The sequence below is a fragment of the Streptomyces sp. NBC_01232 genome (assembly GCF_035989885.1).
Lineage (GTDB): Bacteria > Actinomycetota > Actinomycetes > Streptomycetales > Streptomycetaceae > Streptomyces.
The window spans coordinates 7276120-7295347 of sequence record NZ_CP108518.1; the positions used below are offsets into that span (position 1 = coordinate 7276120).

The window sequence follows — 19228 nt, forward strand, 5'->3', positions numbered from 1 at the left end:
CACCGAGCCCACGAGGCGGCGGCCCGGCCGCGGCCGGGGGAGGTCCCGGGCCGGCCCGGCCGGCCCGCGGGACGGGCGCATCCGCTCGGCGCGCGCACCGGCCCCGCCCTCCCTACAGTGCGAACCATGAGTGCCACCGTGGAGGAGACGCGCGGAACCCGGAACCGCTTCCTGAACCGGGTGCCCGACGGATTCGGCGCGTTCTTCGGAGCGCTCGGCCTGCTGTGCGCCCTGCTCGCGCTCTCCCCCACGCTGCGGCGGCTCCTGCGGCACGTCGTGCGGTTCCTCGACCTGATCGTCGTCCCGGTCAGCGCGAACCTCGCCTACGCCGTCTTCCTCTTCCTCCTCGCCGCGGCCCTCGGCACCCGCAAGAAGGTCGCCTGGTGGATCGTCATCACCTACTTGGCCCTGCTGATCCTCGACGACGTGCTGGTGATGGCCGTCGGCGACTACTGGATCGGCATCCCCTCCATGGCCGTCGCCGTCGCCGCGATGGCCCTGCTGATCGCCGCCCGCCACGAGTTCTACGCCGCCTCCCGGCCCGGGGCCCTGTGGCACGCCCTGATCGTGCTCGGCCTCGGCATGCTCGCCGCCGTACTCGCGGGCTGGGCGCTCGTCGCCCTCTTCCCCGGCACCCTGCCCAAGGGCCAGTGGCTGGACTGGGCCGCCAAGGAGGTCTTCGGCGGGCTCTTCTCCGCCCGGCAGTTCGACGGCCACCCGCCCCGCCCGCTGTACTTCCTGCTCGGCCTCTTCGGCGCCGTCGCCCTGCTGAACGCGGCCATGACCCTCTTCCGCTCCCAGCGCCTGACCGCCGCCCTGCACGGCGACGAGGAACCCCGGATCCGCGCCCTCCTCGCCGCCTACGGACGGGGCGACTCCCTCGGCTACTTCGCCACCCGGCGCGACAAGGCCGTCATCTTCGCCCCCAATGGCAAGGCGGGCGTCACCTACCGCGTCGAGGCCGGCGTCTGCCTCGCCAGCGGGGACCCGGTCGGCGACCCCGCCTCCTGGACCGCCGCCATCGACGCCTGGCTGGCCGTGGCCGGGCGCTACGGCTGGCAGCCCGCCGTCATGGGCGCCTCCGAGGACGGCGCCACCGCCTACGCCCGCTCCGGTCTCGGCGCACTGCAGCTCGGCGACGAGGCCATCCTGCACGTCGCCCACTTCGACCTCGACGGGCGCGACATGCGCGTCACGCGCCAGGCCGTCAACCGGGTCAGGCGCACGGGCGCCACCACCGTCATCCGCCGCCACTCCGCCCTCTCCCAGGACGAGATGCAGAGGATCGTGGAGAGCGCCGACAAATGGCGCGACACCGAGACCGAACGCGGCTTCTCCATGGCTCTGGACCGGCTCGGCGACCGCGCCGACGGGGACTGCCTGCTCGTCGAGGCCTTCGACGGCAAGGGAGAACTGATCGCCCTGCTCTCCTTCGTCCCCTGGGGCAGGGACGGCATCTCCCTCGACCTGATGCGCCGCGACCGCACCGCCCCCAACGGAGTCATGGAGTTCATGGTCGCCCAGCTCTGCGCCGCGTGCCCCGGCCTCGGCGTGCACCGGATCTCCCTCAACTTCGCCGTCTTCCGCTCCGCCTTCGAGGAGGGCGGCCGGATCGGCGCCGGCCCCGTCCTGAAGCTGTGGCGCAAACTGCTCCTCTTCTTCTCCCGCTGGTGGCAACTGGAGGCGCTGTACCGCTCGAACGTCAAGTACAACCCCGAGTGGTACCCGCGGTTCCTCTGCTACCAGGACGCCGGCTCGCTCGCCCGGGTCAGCCTCGCCTCCGGCATCGCCGAGGGCTTCGTCTCCGTACCCAGCCTGCGCACCCTGTGGGGCAACGGCCACCCCAAGGGCCTCACGGCCCCCGCCACCACCGAGGGACTGCCCTCCATCGAGTCCATGGGCCTGGACGCCGTGGAGCAGGAGACCGCGGGCGCCGAGGCCGAGCGGCTGCCCGAACAGGTCCGGGTCCGCCACGCCAAACTGGACCGCATCCGGGCGGCGGGCACCGACCCCTACCCGGTGGGCATCCGCCCGCGCACGCACACGGTCGCGGAGCTGAAGGCCGCCCACCCCACTCACCCGCCCGGCTCCCGGACCGGCGCCGAGGCCACCCTCGCCGGGCGCGTGATGCTCGTACGCGACCTCGGCGGCGTGGTCTTCGCCGTCCTGCGCGACTGGTCGGGCGACATCCAGCTGATGCTCACCCGCGACGAGGCCGGGGCCGACGTACTGGACTCCTTCACCTCCCAGGTCGACTTCGGCGACCACGTGCTCGTGAGCGGCGAGGCCGGCGCCAGCAGGAGCGGCGAGCTGTCCCTCGTGGTCCGGTCCTGGCAGCTCACCGGCAAGTGCCTGCGCCCCCTCCCCGACAAGCGCAAGGGCCTCGCCGACCCGGAGGCCCGCGTCCGCCGCCGCTACCTCGACCTCGTCGCGAGCCCCGAGGCGCGCGACGTCGTACGGGCCCGCTCCAGCGCGGTCCAGGCCCTGCGCCAGGGACTGCTCGACCGCGGCTACCTGGAGGTCGAGACCCCGATGCTCCAGCAGATCCACGGAGGCGCCAACGCCCGGCCCTTCCGCACCCACATCAACGCCTACGACCTCGACCTGTACCTGCGCATCGCGCCCGAGCTGTACCTCAAGAGGCTCTGCGTCGGCGGCATGGAGAAGGTCTTCGAGATGGGCCGCACCTTCCGCAACGAGGGCGTCTCCTACAAGCACAACCCCGAGTTCACGATGCTGGAGGCCTACCAGGCCTTCGCCGACTACGACGTCATGCTCGACCTGACGCGCGAGCTGATCCAGGGCGCCGCCACCGCCGCCTTCGGCTCGCCCATCGCCCACAAGGCCGGACCGGACGGGAAGCTCGTCGTCCACGACATCTCCGGAACCTGGCCGGTCAAGACCATGTACGGAGCCATCAGCGAGGCCCTCGGCGAGGAGGTCGACGCCGACACCGAGGAACAGGCGCTGCGCAGGCTGTGCGACCGCGCGTCCGTCCCGCACGCCCCCGAGGACACCCGCGGCGACGTGGTGCTGGAGATGTACGAGCGCCTCGTCGAGGAGCGCACCAAGCTGCCCACCTTCTACAAGGACTTCCCCACCGACGTCTCCCCGCTCACCCGCCAGCACCGCCGGGACCCCCGGCTCGCCGAGCGCTGGGACCTGGTCGCCTTCGGCACCGAACTGGGCACCGCCTACTCGGAGCTGACCGACCCGGTGGAACAGCGCCGCCGCCTCACCTCCCAGTCGCTGCTCGCGGCGGGCGGCGATCCGGAGGCGATGGAACTCGACAACGACTTCCTGGACGCCCTGGAGTACGCGATGCCGCCCACCGGCGGCCTGGGCATCGGCGTGGACCGCCTCGTCATGTTCCTGACGGGCCTGACGATCCGTGAGACGCTCCCGTTCCCGTTGGTCCGCCGAGGCTGACCGCTCCGCCGGCCCGTCCGGGGACGGCCCCCGGCGTGGGCCGAGCGGGTGAGGGGAAGAGGGTGCGTCCGCGCCTCTCGACAACTTCGGCCATGTCGTTGATACGTAGTAATAATGAAAAACGACGAGCCGACAGTAGGGCGGCGCACGGTCCTGCGCACCGCCGTCTTCCTCGGGGTCGCCGCCGCCACCGGCCTGATCGGCGTGGGTGGTGAGGACGGCGCCCCGGGCCCAGGAGCGGGTGGCGGGCCCGGTTCCGGGTCACCGGGCGGGCCGGGGGCGCAGCCCGCGGCGGGTGCGCCGGGGCTGCGGGCGCAGGGGATGCCGGAGAAGTCGTACCGGCTGCGGCCCATGACCGCCGAGGCACCGGTGCGCCAGGCCGCCGCGAAGCCGGCCGTACGGACCCGGCCCATCCTGGAACTGTCCGCCGAGGCCGCCGCGTCGAGCGGCATGGTGCTCACCTTCGACGACGGCCCGGACCCCCGCTACACCCCCGCCATCCTCGACACGCTCGCCCGGTACGGCGTACGCGCCATGTTCTTCGTCTGCGGGGAGATGGCCACCGAGAACCGGGACCTGCTGCGCCGGATGGTCGACGAGGGCCACGTCATCGGCAACCACACCTGGACCCATCCGCTCATCCCCAAGCTCAGCCGGCCCGCTCTCGCCTCCGAGATCGGCCGCACGAGCGAGGTCGTGCACAAGGCCGTCGGAGAGGCGCCTGTGTGGTTCCGGGCACCCTACGGAGCCTGGAACCGCGCCGCCTTCGAGATCGGGGCCGAGCTGGGCATGGAGCCGCTCGCCTGGACCGTGGACACCCTGGACTGGAAGGAACCGGGAACCCCGACGATCATCTCCCGGGTCCTGGGAGGCGCCGCGCCCGGCGTGATCGTCCTCTCGCACGACGCGGGCGGCAACCGCTCGCAGAGCGTCCAGGCCATCTCCTCGTACCTGCCCCAACTGCTCGCGCAGGGCTACCGGATGACGCTCCCGGCGCTGCCGCCCCGCTGAACCGGGGGCCGGCCGCGCCGGACGCTTTGGACGGTCCGGGGCTCAGCGGGCCTCCACCATGCGGGCGAAGACGACCACGTTGCCGTCGTAGCCGCGGGCCTTGGAGTATCCGCCGCCGCAGGTGATCACGCGCAGTTCCGGATGCCCGGTGTCCCCGTACACCCGGGCTCCGGGGAAGGCCTCCTTGGAGAACACCTCCACGCCGTAGACCTCGAACACCGCGGTGCGGCCGTCGTAGCGCTCCACCTCGATGCGGTTGCCCGGCTTGACCGAGCCCAGGCCGTAGAAGACCGCGGGGCCCTGCGCGTTGTCCACGTGGCCCACGATCACCGCCGAGCCCTGCTGGCCCGGCGAGATGCCGTTGAGGTACCAGCCGGCGAGATTGCGGTCCTGCGGGGGCGGGGCGTCGATCCAGCCCTCCGCGTCCAGCCCGACCGTCATCACCGGCGCGTCCACGTTGATCGTGGGGATGCGGACGCGCTGTACCGACGAGTGCTCCAGCACCTCCATGTCCGCCGGCGGCCTCGGTGCGGCCGCGGGCAGCCGGCCGCCCGTCACCGCGACGGCGGAGGCCGCGGTGGGCTGGGGCGGCCCGTCGTCGAGGTTCACACCGTTTCGCACCATGGCGAGGCCGGTGAGCATGACCAGGGCGAGCGCGCCCCACGGTGAGCGTTTGCGCGACTGCCCGGTCTCGTCCTCGCCCATCGTTCTCCCTTCCCGACGCGGGGGTCCCGACCCGCGTTCCCGTCCCGCCCCAGTACGCCCTACTTCACGCACGCTAAGGCCGGGTCGGCAGGACGGCGAGGGGGGAGGGGCGAACGGGTGGCCGCCACCCGGAGGGGGCCGGACGGGGTGCGCCCATCCAGGTAATCGTCACATAAATGCCTGACGGGTCGTGACCTGCGGATCCGTCAGTTGCGCCGTCGGCGCTTCGGCGTGTCGCTCAACCGGGCGGCCCAAAGCCGGAAATGCGCAGATTGCGGGACGACCCGAGGGTTCGACGTGGGAGGCGTTCTCGTCGATCATCCGGGGCCGACGCTCCGGGGCGCTTCCCGCTGGAGGTTCCATCATGCGTGTTTTGCGCGCTCTTACCGTGACGGCGGCAGCCTGCGCCGCGATCGGCCTCAGTGCCCCACTCGCCTCCGCGAACCAGGATCCCGGCGGCCGGGGTGGCAACGGGGGCGGGAACGGTCCCAGCAACATCTCGGTCAACCCGTACTCCGTGCACCAGGGCGCCACGATGCAGGTGAGCGCGGCGGGCTGCGGACACGGCGGCACCGTCACGTCGCACGGAAACTTTCCGCCCGCCAACCTGTCCGCCGGGTCGATCGGCTTCGCGAACGTCCGGATCTTCAACCACGCCTCGCCGGGTCACCACACCCTGTCGGTCAAGTGCAACGACAGCAGCCTGGTGGCCACGCACCGCTTCACGATCCTCGAGGGCAACCCCTCGCAGGGCGGTATCGGCGGATCCTTCGGCCCGTCCACCGCCGAGACCGCCATCGGCGCGGGTCTCGTCGGCTCGGCGGCCCTCGGCGCCGGTGCACACGTGCTGCGCCGTCGCCGTCCGCTGCGCAGCCGGGCCTGACGGGCAGGGGCATCCAGGTATCTCCCCGGACGCAGATCCCCCGCTACCGCCGGTCGCCCCGAGTCCTGACGAGGACTCGGGGCGACCGGCGGTAGCGGGGGATGTCCGGTGGGTTCAGTGGCTGCGGTCGGACCCCCTGCGGCGCAGGGCGAAGACGGTGCCGCCCGCGGCGGCGAGGAACAGTCCGGCGCCGGCGCCGAGCTCCACGGGATCCATGCCCGCCACGCTGCCGCCGAGGCCGCCGCGCACACCGAGGGCGGAAGCGGGGGTCGGCGTGGCGGCACCGCCGATGGCGGTGCGCGTGGAGCTCGTGGTCGGCAGGGTCGTGCCGCCGGCGATCGTCAGATCGGCCGAGCCGGTCTCCCCGTTGCAGGTGAAGGAGACCGAGTAGACGGCTCCGCGCCGGGCGTCCCGGTCCACGGTGACCCGTACGGTCTGGCCGCGCGCGATGCTCACGGTGTCGAAGACCCCGGAGGAGGCGGTGGCGTAGGCGGCGTTGCAACGGCTGACCGCGAGGACCGTCTGCCCCCCGGGGGCGACGGTCGAAGGCGTGAGGGTGAAGCCGAACGACGTGATGGCGGGCTGGGCCTCGGCGGCGGTCGCGGCGGGCGCACCGAGGACGCAGAGCGCGAGGACGGCGCCCGTGGCGCCGGCGCTCAGCAGGGCGGTGGCGGAGGTTCGTATCGCACCCATGGTTGGTTCTCCGGATCCCCGAGGAGCAGCCGCGGAACGGTTTCCGCACGTGGGGGGTCGTGCGCCTCGATGTCCGACACGCTAGGTCCGGGTACGGTGACCCGCGATCAGGAACGGGCGAATGGGGCATGACCGTAGGCCGAACCGGGGACGGGAGGCCCGTCCCCGGTTTGCGGGCGGCCCGGACCGGGCCCGGTCGGGTCCGGTCCGGTCCCGGTCCGGCTCGGTCCCAAAGGGACGGGCCAGCCGCCTAGCCGCCGAGGTCCAGATGGGAGAACTGGGCGAGGAAGGGTTCGGCGGTGGCGGCGACGCCCCGGCCGAACGGCGCGTCGAAGTCCCAGATCAGGAACAGCAGGAACGCGATGAGGGCGCTGAAGAGGCCCGCCAGCAGCAACTCCCGGAACGACCGCCTGATCTGCAGGGTGAAGATCAGGCCGACCGTCACCAGGGCCCCGGCGATCAGCCCGAACCACACCACCCCCGGCATGGTGGCCCCGGCGCTCTGGCCGCGTGCACTGCGGGCGTCGTCGGCCACCGCGACCTGGTCGACCAGCGGCTGGTACGCCTGCCCCTCGTGGTCGGTCTGCGGCTCGTAGTCGGTGACGTCCCGGCGGATACGTTCCAGCAGCTCCCCGCCCCGTTCGGTTAGCTCGCCGTGGTCGGCCATGCGCTTCCACTCCGTGTCCACCACGTAGGTCACGTAGGCGTCGACGTCGGACCGGATCCTGGTGCGCACCTCGGCCGGGTAGACCTCGGAGCGGACGCTGATCTCGTGCAGGGCCTGCGCCTCCTGGCGCACGTATTCCTGGGCGGCTCCGCGGCCCTCCCAGACTCCGGCGATCGCCAGGCCCAGCACGATCGCATAGATCACCCCGATCATCATCGTCATGTACTCGATGACGTCCGGGGTCTCGTTCGGATCGTCGTCATCGCCGATCCTGCTGTGGTTGAAGAAGGCGATGGACAGCACCACGGCGCAAGCCGCGGCCATCGCGATGGACAGGACGAGCCATTCCGACAAGATGACTCCCAATCGGTTACTGGTCGGGCGGAAGAAGCGCTAGCGGGGACGCAGTGCGACGATCGCGAGCACCGCGGGTGCGGCGGTCATCAGGGTGAAAGTCACCGGCGAGATGTGGTGCTCGACGGGTTTGCGGGCCGCGGCGCGATACACGGGGCGGGCCACCGGTTTCGGCGGTGCGGGTTTCACCTCTGGGGCGGGTGGTGGCAGTGGTGCGGGTGGGGCTGGTGGTGGCGGTGCGGGAGCCCTGACCACGCGAGGTGGCGGTGGCGCCGACTCGGGCGGTGGCGGCTTCGGGAGGACGGGCTTCGGTACGGGCTTCGGTGCCGGTTTCGGCGGGGGCGGTGGGGGAGGGGGCGGCGGGGGTGGAGTCGGCTCGGGCGGCGGTGGAGTCGGCGTCGGCTCGGGTGGCGGCGTGGGCTTCGGCGGCGGCTTCGGCGGGCACGGTGGAGGGGGCGGCGGCGGTGGGCAGTGGGGGTGGCCGTGACGGCCCCCGCCATGGCCGCCCCCACGACGTTTCCCGTGGTCGGAGCCCTGGTCGTCACCGTGATGTCCGCCACGCGGGCCGCGTCCGCGGTCGCTGTCGCCGGCCACGGCGGCCACCGCGGTGGCGGCCGGGCCGTCGCCGGAGTCGGTCGTCGCGTAGGCGCGGCTATCAGCCACGGCCGGCGTGACGGTCAAGGCCGCCCACAGCAGGACCGGGACTGCCAGCAGGCGCTTGGCACAGGCTCTGTTCACCCCGGGAGCATGGGCCCGCGCGCGCCCGGGCACGCGAGGCTCGGCCCCGGTTCGCCTGAACGGGTGGACCCGTGACCAGAGAGGTTTGAGCCACTTCTGGGGCGGTGGTGAGGTGAGGTCGATCGCCCACCGAACAATTCCCATAAGGGACTTGTCGGTATCGGTCATTCCCTCACCCGGCGTGATGGCGCCTTTGGTGTGTGACGAAGAACGGATCGCCAATTTCCGCTTTTGCTCGCCCTGTTGGGAAATGATCAGTACATTCGGCTCGGACAGGAGTCCGACCTCGGACGGACGACCGCAGGACCAACGCTTGGAGACCCCGATGGAGCGCCCCGCCTGGGCCCCGCCAGGCATCGACATATCGGTGCCGAGCGTGTCCCGCATCTATGATTACTACCTGGGCGGGTCCCACAATTTCGAGGTCGACCGGCAGACGGCACGGCGTGCCATGGAATTCATGCCGGGACTGCCCAAGATCATGCAGGCCAACCGGGCATTCATGCGCCGCGCCGTCCGGCACGCCGTGGCCGAGGGCGTCACGCAGTTCCTCGACATCGGCTCCGGCATCCCCACCTTCGGCAACGTCCACGAGATCGCCCAGGCCGCGACCCCGCAGGCCCGCGTCGTCTACGTGGACCACGACCCGGTGGCCGTCGCGCACAGCCGCGCCGTCCTCACGGGGGACGAGCACACCGGCATCGTCGCCGCCGACCTGCGCAAGCCCAGGGAGATCCTGGCCGCCCCCGAGGTGACCCGGCTGCTCGACCTCGGCCGCCCGGTCGCCCTGTTGCTCGTCGCCGTCCTGCACTTCCTGGAGGAGGCGGACGACCCGTACGCCGCCGTCGCCGAGCTGCGCGACGCGCTGGCTCCCGGCAGCCTCCTGATCCTCACGCACGCCTCGTACGAGGGGATCCCGCTCCCCGCGGAGGTCGCGGGCGGCACCGTGGGCGTGTACCGGGACATCCGCAACCCCCTCGTCATGCGCTCCGGGGAGGAGATCAGGGGCTTCTTCGACGGGTTCGAGCTGCTGGAGCCCGGCCTGGTGTCCATGCCCGACTGGCGGCCGGACCGGCCGGTGGACGGGGAGGACGCAGAGACGCCGGAGGACCCCTATGCCTTCTCGGGCTTCGGCGGCGTGGGACGCAAGGCGTGAGACTTCCGGCACAGACGGCGGGCGCGCCGGGCGCCACCGCGGCGCCCGCCGCGGCACCGGCCACGGAGTCCGCGGCGGCCCCGCACGGTGGCATCGAGGACCGGATCGCGCGCTTCGCGACGATCTGGGGACGGGCGATCTTCCCCGTCACGGCGACCTCACTGACCCGCACCGAGTTCGAACGGCACCTCCTCCCCCTGACCCGGACGCTCACCGGCGCCCTGCACGCCAGGCCCTTCGACGCCTCGGTCGCCCAGCAGGTCGGGGCGGAACTCGTCGCCGTGCACTGCACCGACCCCGAGGCCCTGGCCGGCACCCTCGGGGTGATCGAGTCGTACCTGGTGCTCTACTGCGGCCCGGACGGGCCCGAGGGCTCCGGCGTGGAGGGCACCGAGGAGTACCGGTCCCGCTGCGCCCGGCTCCAGCACGGCATCGCGGCGGGATACGCCCGGGCCCTGCGCGAGCGCACCCTCCGGGAGCAGGAGGCCATCGCGCGCTCCGCACTGACCGCCCGCACCGACGCGCAACAGGCCCTGCACGCGAGCGAGGAACGCTTCCGGGCGGTCTTCGAGGGCGCGGCCGTCGGCATCGGCATCGCCGACCTCGACGGGAACGTGCTGGAGGTCAACGACACCCTGCTGCAGATGTTCGGCGGGCTGGAGGGACACGTCCGCAGCCGCAACGTCAGCGAGTGGGGGCACCCCGACGACACCCCCCACGTCTGGCGGATGTACGGCGAGCTGGTGCGCGGCGAGCGCGAGAGCTACCGCGTGGAGAAGCCGTACTACCGGCACGACGGGACCGTGCTCTGGACCAATCTGACGGTGTCGCTGCTGCGCGACGCCGAGGGGAAGCCGCAGTACCAGCTGGCGCTGATGGAGGACACCACCGAGCGCCGGCTGCTGAATCTGCGCCTGCGCTACGAGGCCACCCACGACGCCCTCACGGGCCTGCCCAACCGGACGCTGTTCTTCGAACGGCTGGAGAAGGCCCTGAGCGGGGCCGGCGGTGACCGGTACGGCCTGTGCTACCTCGACCTCGACGGTTTCAAGGCGGTCAACGACAGCCTCGGGCACTCGGCGGGGGACCGGCTGCTGGTGGAGGTCGCCGACCGGCTGCAGAGCTGCGCGACCGGCCCCGGTGAGGTCGTCGCCCGGCTCGGCGGTGACGAGTTCGTCGCCCTGACCACCGGCGCCGACACCGAACAGAAGGTGACCGACCTCGCGGTCCGCATCCTGGCGGCCCTGTCCACGCCGATCCCGCTGGAGGGCCGGGAGCTCTCGGTCCGGGGCAGCATCGGCATCGTCGAGGGCCCGGCCAGGGAACGCACCCCGGCGGAGGTGCTGCGCAGCGCCGACATCACGATGTACCGGGCCAAGGCGGCCGGCGGCAACCGCTTCGAATTCGCCGACGCCGAGGCCGACGCCCGCGCGATCACCCGCCACGGCCTGACCAACGCCCTGCCGGCGGCGCTGGAACGCGGCGAGTTCTTCATCGAGTACCAGCCGCTGGTCCACATGCGCGACGGCAGCGTGCACGGGGCCGAGGCGCTGGTGCGCTGGTCCCACCCGCAGTACGGGGTCCTCGGCCCGGACCGCTTCATCCCGCTCGCCGAACGGACCGGGCTGATCGTGCCGCTCGGCCGCTGGGTCCTGGAGGAGGCGGTCCGCCAGGCCCGCATCTGGCAGCGCGAGCACGGAGGCGCCGCCCTGCGGATCAACGTCAACCTCTCGCCGACCCAGCTGCACCACCCGGGCCTGGTCGCCGACACCGTGGCGGTGCTGGAGAAGTCCGGCCTCGCCCCGGGCGCCCTGTGCCTGGAGGTCACCGAATCGGCCCTGATAGGGGCCGACGACGAACTCCTGGAGCCGCTGCGCCGGCTCGCCGCCCTCGGCGTGGACATCGCGCTCGACGACTTCGGCACCGGCTACTCGAACCTGGCCAACCTGCGGCGGCTGCCGGTCAGCGTCCTCAAGCTCGACCGCTCCTTCACCCAGGGGATGCAGCAGCAGCCCGCCAACCCGGTCGACGTCAAGATCGTGGAGGGCATCGTCGCCCTGGCCCACAGCCTCGAACTCGCGGTCACCGTCGAGGGCGTGGAGACCGGAGTCCAGGCCGCCCAGCTGCGCGCCCTCGGCTGCGACACCGCGCAGGGCTGGTACTACGCCCGGCCCGGCGCCCCCGACCGCATCCACACCCTGTCCCTCTCGGACGCGGTGCCCTCGCCCTCCTGACGTCCGCCGTCGGGAGGGCGGATCCGGGAGCCGGGCCTGCGACGGCCCGCGCCGACTCATGCCCGCTCCAGGCCGACCTCCGTCCCGCGGCCGGGGGTCCGGACGGCCTCCAGGACCCGCTCGTACCGCTCGGCCGTGTCAGCCAGGACCTCCGCGGCCACCGGCAGCCGCTCCGCCTCGTACGCGTCGAGCACCTCCTCCCCGGCGTCCCCGGTGAGGGCCGCCGCCAGCGTCCTGCCGAGGGCCGCCGCGTCCTGGATGCCGGTGTTCATGCCGAGCCCGCCGGCTATCGGCTGCACATGGGCGGCGTCCCCTGCGAGGAAGACCCTGCCCTCCCGTATCCGCGTGGCCATGCGGACGTTGACCCGCCAGGCCGAGATCCACGTGGCCTCGGCGAGCCGGATCCCCGGCACCCGTGCGTGGCGGTCGAAGAGCCGCTGGAAGCCTTCCAGGGAGGGCGGCAGCGGTTCACCCCGGTCGTTGCGCTCGGGCGAGGCCTGCAGCTGGAAGGAGTCCGTCCCCGGCATCGGGCAGAGCAGGATCCCGCTGCCCTCCGAGGTGAACCACTGGTGCCAGACGTCCCGGCCGAGCCCCGGCGCGCTGACGTCCCCGAGGACCATCGCGGGTTCCTCCTGACCGTTGCCCTCGAACGGGATGCCGAGCAGCTTGCGGGTGGTGCTGCGCCCGCCGTCGCACCCGGCGAGATAGCGGGCGCCGATCACGGTGCCGTCAGCCAGCTCCGCGCGCACCCCGGACCCGTCCTGGGTGATTCCGGCGAGCTCCGATCCGTACTCGACCCGCACGCCCAGCCCGGCGAGCCGGTCGCGCAGGGCCGCCTCGATCTGCCACTGCCCGATCAGCAGCCCCGCGTCAGTGGGGGTGTCGCTGATGTGTTCCCCGTCGAAGTACTTGCGCAGGACCACTCTGCGGCTGCCGATGGCTGCCAGGGTCTCGAGCACCCCGAGCTCCTCGAAGATCTCGAGGCTGCCCGGCAGCAGCCCCTTGCCGCGGGACTCGCGGTGGGGCGCGCTGCGCCGGTCGATGACGCGCACGGCGACCCCGCGCCGTGCGAGGTCGCAGGCGAGCGTCAGTCCCGTGGGGCCGGAGCCGGTGATCAGTACATCGGTCATGGGATGTCCTCTCCTCGTCGTTGCCTCAAGGAAAGCGGCTCTCGAGAGAAAAAGCAACCCGGTTAAAAAAATAACTCGGTCACCTATCCGTGCTACGCTGTGCGCATGGAGAACACGACGGGTCTGCGCGAGAACAAGAAGCTCCGTACGCGTCGCCAGCTGGCGGCGACGGCGCTGGAGCTCTTCCTGGAGCGGGGCTTCGATGCCGTGTCGGTGGCGGAGGTCGCCGCCGCGGCCGAGGTCTCCAAGCCCACCCTCTTCCGGTACTTCCCGAGCAAGGAGGACCTGCTGCTCGACCGGTTCGCCGACCATCAGGACGAGGCGGCCCGCATCGTGCGCGACCGGCCCGCCGGTCGGACGCCGGCCGGCGCGATGCGCGCGCACTTCCTGGCGGCCCTGGCCGAGCGGGACCCGATCACCGGGCTGTGCGACCATCCGAACGTGGTCGCCTTCCAGCGGCTCCTCTACAGCACCGCCAGCCTGCAGAGCCGGCTGAGGCATTACACCGACCGTGAAGTGGATCTGCTCGCCGCCGTGTTCGAGGCAGAGGCGCTGACCCCGCTCGCCGCCCGCCTGGCGGCGATGCACCTGGTGGCGGTCCGCCATGAGCTGGGCCGGGAGAACTTCCGACGGATCGACTCCGGCCGGAGCGCCGACGAGGCCTACCCGGCAGCGGTGGCCGACGCCGATCAAGCCTTCGCGATGCTGGCCGACGGCCTCGACAGGGCCCTGCCCATATCCCCGGCCCCGGCCCCGGATCCGGCCCGGGCCTCCGCCGCGGAATGACCGTGTCTGCGCCCGCCTCGCCGACGCTCCGGCCCTGGCTCCGGCCGCGGCGTCGGCCGGGGCGTCGGCGGGGTCAGCCGGTGAGTATGCGCTTCAGCTCGCGGGCCGCGCGCGGCGGAGCAACGTCGGTGCGGTGGGCCAGGGCGATCGTGCGGCGCAGCGGCGAGCCGGCCAGCGGGGTCACCCGCAGGCCCGGACCGGCGCGGTCCACCACCATCGCCGGGACCACCGCGATACCGAGCCCCGCCCGGACGAAGCCGAGGATCGCGTCCATCTCGCCGCCCTCCACGGTGAAGACCGGCTCGAAGCCCTCCGCGCGGCAGGCCGCCACAGTCAGCTCCCGCAGGTCGTAGCCGTGCCGGAACATCACCATCGGCTCGTCCCGCAGCCCCGGGATGGTCAGCTCGCCGCCCCCGCCGGGCGCCGGGCGTTCCGCGGACGAGACCACCACGAGGTCCTCCGTCAGCAGCTCCACCGTGGTCAGGGCCGGAGCCGACGGGGGCAGCGGCAGGGCGATCAGAGCCAGGTCCAGGGCCCCGCGCGCCAGCTCCCGTACGAGGTCGAGCGAGCCGCTCTCCTCGATCAGGAGCTCGATCCCCGGGTGCGCGTCGTGGAAGGTCCGCAGGACGTCCGGCAGCAGGCCGGTGCAGATGCTCGGCGTGGCACCCAGTCGGACGCGACCCCGGCGCAGCTGCGCCAGCTCCTGGACCTCCAGTCGCGCGGTGTCCGCGTCCGCCAGGATCCGCCGGGCCAGCGGCAGCAGCGTCTCGCCCGCGTCGGTCAGCGTGATGTTGCCCCGCGCCCGGCTGAACAGCTCGGCCCCCAGTTCCCGTTCGAGCGCCTTGATCTGCTGGGAGAGCGAGGGCTGGGCCACGTGCACCCGCTCCGCGGCCCGGGTGAAATGCCGGGTCTCGGCGACGGCCACGAAGTAGAGGAGCTGCTGGAACTGCATCGGCCCAGGCTATCGCGCTGGATAGGCAGTGGCTATCGAGATCAGCTCCATCATGTCTTGGACCTTTCGGGACCTTCGTCCTTACCGTCGAGGACATGGCTCTGGCAACGCGGACGGATCGACGGCCGTCCATCACGCGAACGATCTGGGACTCCTCCGTCGGCAAGAAGTCCGTGATGGCCGTGTCCGGCCTGATCATGCTCGGCTACCTCGTCGTGCACATGCTCGGCAACCTCAAGATCTTCTTCGGGGCGGACGAGTTCAACGGCTACGCCCACTGGCTGCGCACCCTCGGCTCGCCCTTCCTGCACCACGAGTGGGCGCTGTGGATCGTCCGCGTGGTCCTGCTCGCCGCGGTCGCCGCCCACGCCGTGTCCGCCTACCAGCTCAGCCGCCGCGACATCAAGGCCCGCCCGGTGAAGTACGCCCACAAGCGCCGCCGCGCGAGCTACGCCACCCGCACGATGCGCTGGGGCGGGATCATCCTCGGCCTCTTCATCGTCTGGCACCTCCTCGACCTCACCACGCTCACCGTCAACGAGCGCGCCTGGGCCGGGCACCCGTACGAGAACGTCCTCTCCACCTTCTCCACCTGGTACGGGAACACCATCTACATCGTGGCGATGGCCGCCCTCGGCCTGCACGTCCGGCACGGCTTCTGGAGCGCGGCGCAGACCCTCGGCGCGGGCAGCGCCCGACGCGAGCGGACGCTGAAGTTCCTGGCCAACGGGCTGGCCCTCGTCCTCTTCGCCGGCTTCGTGTCCGTCCCCGTAGCCGTCATGACCGGAGTGGTGAACTGACCATGAGCGACCCGCAGCACGACCACCAGCAGCACGGGCACCAGCAGCACGGGCACAAGCAGCACGGGCACAAGCCGCACGAGCGCGAGCAGCACGGGCACGAACCACACCCGCACTACGCCGGCTACACGACCGGCGAGCCCGTGGCCGACACCAAGGCCCCCGAAGGCCCCGTCGCGGACCGCTGGGACCGCCGCCGCTTCGAGGCGAAGCTCGTCAACCCGGCCAACCGCCGCAAGCACACCGTCATCGTCGTCGGCACCGGCCTGGCGGGCGGTGCGGCCGGAGCGACACTCGCCGAACAGGGCTACCACGTGGTCCAGTTCTGCTTCTCCGACTCCCCGCGCCGCGCCCACTCCATCGCCGCCCAGGGCGGCATCAACGCCGCGAAGAACTACCGCAACGACGGCGACTCGGTGCACCGCCTCTTCTACGACACCGTCAAGGGCGGCGACTTCCGCGCCCGCGAGTCCAACGTCCACCGCCTCGCCCAGATCTCCGTCGAGATCATCGACCAGTGCGTGGCCCAGGGCGTCCCCTTCGCCCGCGAGTACGGCGGCCTCCTCGACACCCGCTCCTTCGGCGGCGTCCAGGTCTCCCGCACCTTCTACGCCCGCGGTCAGACGGGCCAGCAGCTCCTCCTCGGCGCGTACCAGGCGCTCTCCCGGCAGATCGCCGCGGGCAACGTCGATATGCACGCCCGCACCGAGATGCTGGACCTGATCGTCGTCGACGGCGTGGCCCGCGGCATCGTCGCGCGCGACCTGATCACCGGCGAGATCTCCACCTACTACGCGGACGCAGTGGTACTGGCGAGCGGCGGCTACGGCAACGTCTTCTACCTCTCCACCAACGCCATGAACTCCAACGCGACCGCCGTCTGGCGGGCGCACCGGCGCGGCGCGTACTTCGCCAACCCCTGCTTCACGCAGATCCACCCCACCTGCATCCCGCGCACCGGCGACCACCAGTCCAAGCTCACCCTGATGAGCGAGTCCCTGCGCAACGACGGCCGCATCTGGGTCCCCACGGCCAAGGGCGACACCCGCGCCGCGGCCGACATCCCCGAGGCGGAGCGCGACTACTACCTGGAGCGGATCTACCCCTCCTTCGGCAACCTCGTGCCCCGCGACATCGCCTCCCGCGCCGCGAAGAACGTCTGCGACGAGGGCCGCGGCGTCGGCCCCGGCGGCCAGGGCGTCTACCTCGACTTCGCGGACGCCATCCGCCGCATGGGCCGGGACAAGGTCGCCGAGAAGTACGGCAACCTCTTCGAGATGTACGAGCGGATCACCGCGGAGAACCCGTACGAGGTCCCCATGCGGATCTACCCCGCCGTCCACTACACGATGGGCGGCCTGTGGGTCGACTACGACCTCCAGACCACCGTCCCCGGTCTCTTCGCCATCGGCGAGGCCAACTTCTCCGACCACGGAGCCAACCGCCTCGGCGCTTCCGCCCTGATGCAGGGCCTCGCCGACGGCTACTTCGTGCTCCCCTCCACGATCAACGACTACCTGGCCCGCCACCCGCACGAGGACACCGTGGACGACAGCCACCCCGAGGCCGCCGCGGCGATCCGCGAGACCCGGGACTGCCTGGCGAAACTCCGCGCTGTCGACGGCGACCGCACCCCCGACTCCTTCCACCGCGAGATCGGCGAACTGATGTGGGAGTACTGCGGCATGGCCCGCAGCGAGGAGGGACTGCGCAAGGCGCTCGACCGCATCCCCGAGATCCGCGAGGAGTTCTGGCGCCGCATCAAGGTCCCCGGCCGCGGCGAGGAGTTCAACCAGTCGCTGGAGAAGGCCAACCGCATCGTCGACTACCTCGAACTCGCCGAGCTGATGTGCCTCGACGCGCTCCACCGCGCCGAATCCTGCGGCGGCCACTTCCGCGAGGAGTCCCAGACCCCCGACGGCGAAGCAGCCCGCCGCGACGAGGAGTTCGCATACGCGGCCGCCTGGGAGTACCAGGGCACCGGCGCCGCACCCGTCCTGCACAAGGAAGACCTCGTCTTCGAGTACGTCCACCCCACCCAGCGGAGCTACGCATGAAGCTCACCCTGCGCGTCTGGCGCCAGCGCGGCGCCGACGCCCCCGGCCACATGGCCTCGTACGAGGTCGACGGCATCTCGGAGGACATGTCCTTCCTGGAGATGCTCGACACCCTCAACGAGGACCTCATCCTGCGCGGTGAGGACCCGGTCGCCTTCGACCACGACTGCCGCGAGGGCATCTGCGGCGCCTGCAGCCTCGTCATCAACGGCGACGCCCACGGCCCGGAACGCACCACCACCTGCCAGCTCCACATGCGGTCCTTCGCCGACGGCGACACCATCGACGTCGAGCCCTGGCGGGCCGCCGCCTTCCCGGTGGTCAAGGACCTCGTCGTCGACCGCGGAGCCTTCGACCGGATCATCCAGGCCGGCGGCTACATCACCGCCCCCACCGGCGCCGCCCCCGAGGCGCACGCCACCGCCGTGCCCAAGGCCGACGCCGACTTCGCCTTCGAGCACGCCGAATGCATCGGCTGCGGCGCGTGCGTGGCGGCCTGCCCCAACGGCTCGGCCATGCTCTTCACCTCCGCCAAGGTGAACCACCTGAACGTCCTCCCGCAGGGCTCGCCGGAGCGCGAGACGCGCGTGCTGGACATGGTGGCCCGGATGGACGACGAGGGCTTCGGCGGCTGCACCCTCACCGGCGAGTGCGCCACCGCCTGCCCGAAGGGCATTCCGCTGCCCTCGATCGCCGCGATGAACAAGGAGTGGCTGCGGGCGGTGCGCAAGGGTCCCCGCTGAACCCGCCCCGCCCCGCCTCCTCCCTCCTCTCCGCCCCCGTCTCCGCCTCTGCGGTCCCTGTCCCACCGGCCCACCGGCCCACCGGCTCCCCGCCCCGTGGCCGCGGGCCCGCCCCTGCGCCGATCGGCTGACCGCCGCGGTCCGGCCCCGTGCCGCACCCCGGCGGCACCCGGGCCATGGGGGACAGTGACCCCATGCCAGAAGCCCCCGTCGGGTCCGGACCGCGCCGCCGAGCCGTGCTGGCCGCCGCCCTCGCCCCGCTGGCCGTCTCCGCATGCTCCGGCGGCGAAGCCCCCGAAGCCCTCCGCACCCCTGCGCGCGGCCCCGAAGCCGGCCATGAATCCGGGCCCGAGGACGCGCTGATCATGGTGATCCGGCACGCGGAGAAGCCGTACGCCGGTGGCGTCGGCCGGGACGCGGACGGCGAGGACGATCCCGGCTCCCTGGCCGGCCGTGGCTGGCGCCGGGCCGAGGAGCTCCCGCGGCTCTTCCCGCCGAGCTCCGGATCCTTCCTGCCCCGCCCCGCGGCGGTCTTCGCCGCCGGCGGGAAGCCGAGCGGCAAGGAGCGCGCCCCGGCGCGCTGCCGGCAGACCGTGGCGGCCCTGGCAGCCGCACTGCGCACCCCCGTCCGCACCGAGTTCGCCGTCGGCGCCGAAGCGGCCCTCGCGCAGGCCGCGTTGGCCGCGCCCATGCCCGTACTCGTCTGCTGGGAGCACAGCGGGATCCCGCGCCTGGTCCGGTCGCTCGGCGCCCATCAGGTCCCCGGCACACCGGCGGGCTGGCCGGACCGCCACGACCTCGTCTGGATGTTCACCCGCCGTCAGGGCCGGTGGAGCTTCCGCGAACTGCCCCAGCAACTGCTCGCCGGCGACGTCTGAGCCGCAGCCGGC

At 72.3% G+C, this 19228-nt stretch carries 16 protein-coding genes; 10 read left to right on the forward strand and 6 right to left on the reverse strand.

The features are described from left to right. Positions 1–126 precede the first annotated feature (126 nt). Positions 127–3429: a bifunctional lysylphosphatidylglycerol synthetase/lysine--tRNA ligase LysX gene (gene lysX / locus OG444_RS33510; protein WP_327265629.1), complete on the forward strand. Its 3303-nt coding sequence runs from the start codon at positions 127–129 to the stop codon at positions 3427–3429. A gap of 114 nt (positions 3430–3543) precedes the next feature. Then, positions 3544–4440 (forward strand): polysaccharide deacetylase family protein, encoded by an 897-nt coding sequence (locus OG444_RS33515; protein ID WP_327265630.1) that lies wholly within the window; start codon positions 3544–3546, stop codon positions 4438–4440. Positions 4441–4482: 42 nt separating this feature from the next. On the opposite strand, the gene OG444_RS33520 is transcribed toward OG444_RS33515, so the two are convergent. Then, positions 4483–5145 carry a class F sortase gene (locus OG444_RS33520; protein WP_327265631.1) on the reverse strand — a complete coding sequence of 221 codons (663 nt, stop codon included), beginning with the start codon at positions 5143–5145 and terminating at the stop codon, positions 4483–4485. 364 nt (positions 5146–5509) lie between these two features. Here OG444_RS33520 and OG444_RS33525 point away from each other — a divergent pair, with 364 nt between their 5' ends. Beyond that, a complete protein-coding gene (locus OG444_RS33525) occupies positions 5510–6028 on the forward strand; it encodes a hypothetical protein (protein WP_327265632.1) in 519 nt (172 codons plus the stop codon). A gap of 114 nt (positions 6029–6142) precedes the next feature. On the opposite strand, the gene OG444_RS33530 is transcribed toward OG444_RS33525, so the two are convergent. The 3 genes from OG444_RS33530 to OG444_RS33540 all read right to left on the reverse strand — a co-directional run bounded on the left by OG444_RS33530 (position 6143) and on the right by OG444_RS33540 (position 7907). Continuing rightward, the gene (locus OG444_RS33530) at positions 6143–6721 is read right to left on the reverse strand and encodes a hypothetical protein (RefSeq protein ID WP_327265633.1); all 579 of its coding nucleotides are present in this window, start codon (positions 6719–6721) and stop codon (positions 6143–6145) included. Between the two features lie 250 nt (positions 6722–6971). Then, complete coding sequence (locus OG444_RS33535; protein WP_327265634.1) at positions 6972–7742, reverse strand: bestrophin-like domain; 771 nt, start codon at positions 7740–7742, stop codon at positions 6972–6974. A gap of 39 nt (positions 7743–7781) precedes the next feature. Next, positions 7782–7907, reverse strand: coding sequence for a hypothetical protein (locus tag OG444_RS33540; RefSeq protein WP_327265635.1), 126 nt, complete (start codon positions 7905–7907; stop codon positions 7782–7784). 898 nt (positions 7908–8805) lie between these two features. Here OG444_RS33540 and OG444_RS33545 point away from each other — a divergent pair. Both OG444_RS33545 and OG444_RS33550 read left to right on the forward strand, forming a co-directional pair. Next, positions 8806–9636 carry an SAM-dependent methyltransferase gene (locus OG444_RS33545; protein ID WP_327267009.1) on the forward strand — a complete coding sequence of 277 codons (831 nt, stop codon included), beginning with the start codon at positions 8806–8808 and terminating at the stop codon, positions 9634–9636. Continuing rightward, positions 9633–11870, forward strand: coding sequence for a putative bifunctional diguanylate cyclase/phosphodiesterase (locus OG444_RS33550; protein ID WP_442810683.1), 2238 nt, complete (start codon positions 9633–9635; stop codon positions 11868–11870). The genes OG444_RS33545 and OG444_RS33550 overlap by 4 nt, the downstream gene beginning before the upstream one ends. A 56-nt stretch (positions 11871–11926) precedes the next feature. Here the strand turns inward: OG444_RS33550 and OG444_RS33555 are convergent, their stop codons facing one another. Then, the gene (locus tag OG444_RS33555) at positions 11927–13000 is read right to left on the reverse strand and encodes an FAD-dependent monooxygenase (RefSeq protein ID WP_327265636.1); all 1074 of its coding nucleotides are present in this window, start codon (positions 12998–13000) and stop codon (positions 11927–11929) included. A gap of 105 nt (positions 13001–13105) precedes the next feature. On the opposite strand from OG444_RS33555, the gene OG444_RS33560 reads away from it, so the two are divergent. Further along, positions 13106–13786, forward strand: coding sequence for a TetR/AcrR family transcriptional regulator (locus OG444_RS33560; RefSeq protein ID WP_327265637.1), 681 nt, complete (start codon positions 13106–13108; stop codon positions 13784–13786). A 73-nt stretch (positions 13787–13859) separates the two neighbouring features. Here the strand turns inward: OG444_RS33560 and OG444_RS33565 are convergent, their stop codons facing one another. After that, the gene (locus OG444_RS33565; RefSeq protein WP_327265638.1) at positions 13860–14738 is read right to left on the reverse strand and encodes a LysR family transcriptional regulator; all 879 of its coding nucleotides are present in this window, start codon (positions 14736–14738) and stop codon (positions 13860–13862) included. A 95-nt stretch (positions 14739–14833) separates the two neighbouring features. Between OG444_RS33565 and OG444_RS33570 the strand changes: the two genes are divergently transcribed. The 4 genes from OG444_RS33570 (at position 14834) to OG444_RS33585 (ending at position 19216) form a co-directional block, all read left to right on the forward strand. Continuing rightward, a complete protein-coding gene (locus OG444_RS33570; protein ID WP_327265639.1) occupies positions 14834–15538 on the forward strand; it encodes a succinate dehydrogenase in 705 nt (234 codons plus the stop codon). 2 nt (positions 15539–15540) lie between these two features. Further along, on the forward strand, positions 15541–17595 hold the full coding sequence (locus tag OG444_RS33575; protein ID WP_327265640.1) for a fumarate reductase/succinate dehydrogenase flavoprotein subunit: 2055 nt from the start codon (positions 15541–15543) through the stop codon (positions 17593–17595). After that, positions 17592–18338 (forward strand): succinate dehydrogenase/fumarate reductase iron-sulfur subunit, encoded by a 747-nt coding sequence (locus tag OG444_RS33580; protein WP_327265641.1) that lies wholly within the window; start codon positions 17592–17594, stop codon positions 18336–18338. Before OG444_RS33575 ends, OG444_RS33580 begins: the two co-directional genes overlap by 4 nt. A 194-nt stretch (positions 18339–18532) precedes the next feature. Beyond that, positions 18533–19216, forward strand: coding sequence for a hypothetical protein (locus OG444_RS33585; RefSeq protein ID WP_327265642.1), 684 nt, complete (start codon positions 18533–18535; stop codon positions 19214–19216). Positions 19217–19228 lie beyond the last annotated feature (12 nt).

Excerpts from the sequence above, each read along its gene's own strand:
- OG444_RS33515 (WP_327265630.1), top strand. The coding sequence starts at position 3,544 with ATGAAAAACGACGAGCCGACAGTAGGGCGGCGCACGGTCCTGCGCACC.
- OG444_RS33530 (WP_327265633.1), bottom strand. The coding sequence starts at position 6,721 with ATGGGTGCGATACGAACCTCCGCCACCGCCCTGCTGAGCGCCGGCGCC.
- OG444_RS33570 (WP_327265639.1), top strand. The coding sequence starts at position 14,834 with ATGGCTCTGGCAACGCGGACGGATCGACGGCCGTCCATCACGCGAACG.
- lysX (WP_327265629.1), top strand. The coding sequence starts at position 127 with ATGAGTGCCACCGTGGAGGAGACGCGCGGAACCCGGAACCGCTTCCTG.
- OG444_RS33555 (WP_327265636.1), bottom strand. The coding sequence starts at position 13,000 with ATGACCGATGTACTGATCACCGGCTCCGGCCCCACGGGACTGACGCTC.
- OG444_RS33545 (WP_327267009.1), top strand. The coding sequence starts at position 8,806 with ATGGAGCGCCCCGCCTGGGCCCCGCCAGGCATCGACATATCGGTGCCG.
- OG444_RS33585 (WP_327265642.1), top strand. The coding sequence starts at position 18,533 with ATGCCAGAAGCCCCCGTCGGGTCCGGACCGCGCCGCCGAGCCGTGCTG.
- OG444_RS33560 (WP_327265637.1), top strand. The coding sequence starts at position 13,106 with ATGGAGAACACGACGGGTCTGCGCGAGAACAAGAAGCTCCGTACGCGT.
- OG444_RS33525 (WP_327265632.1), top strand. The coding sequence starts at position 5,510 with ATGCGTGTTTTGCGCGCTCTTACCGTGACGGCGGCAGCCTGCGCCGCG.
- OG444_RS33520 (WP_327265631.1), bottom strand. The coding sequence starts at position 5,145 with ATGGGCGAGGACGAGACCGGGCAGTCGCGCAAACGCTCACCGTGGGGC.
- OG444_RS33565 (WP_327265638.1), bottom strand. The coding sequence starts at position 14,738 with ATGCAGTTCCAGCAGCTCCTCTACTTCGTGGCCGTCGCCGAGACCCGG.
- OG444_RS33575 (WP_327265640.1), top strand. The coding sequence starts at position 15,541 with ATGAGCGACCCGCAGCACGACCACCAGCAGCACGGGCACCAGCAGCAC.
- OG444_RS33580 (WP_327265641.1), top strand. The coding sequence starts at position 17,592 with ATGAAGCTCACCCTGCGCGTCTGGCGCCAGCGCGGCGCCGACGCCCCC.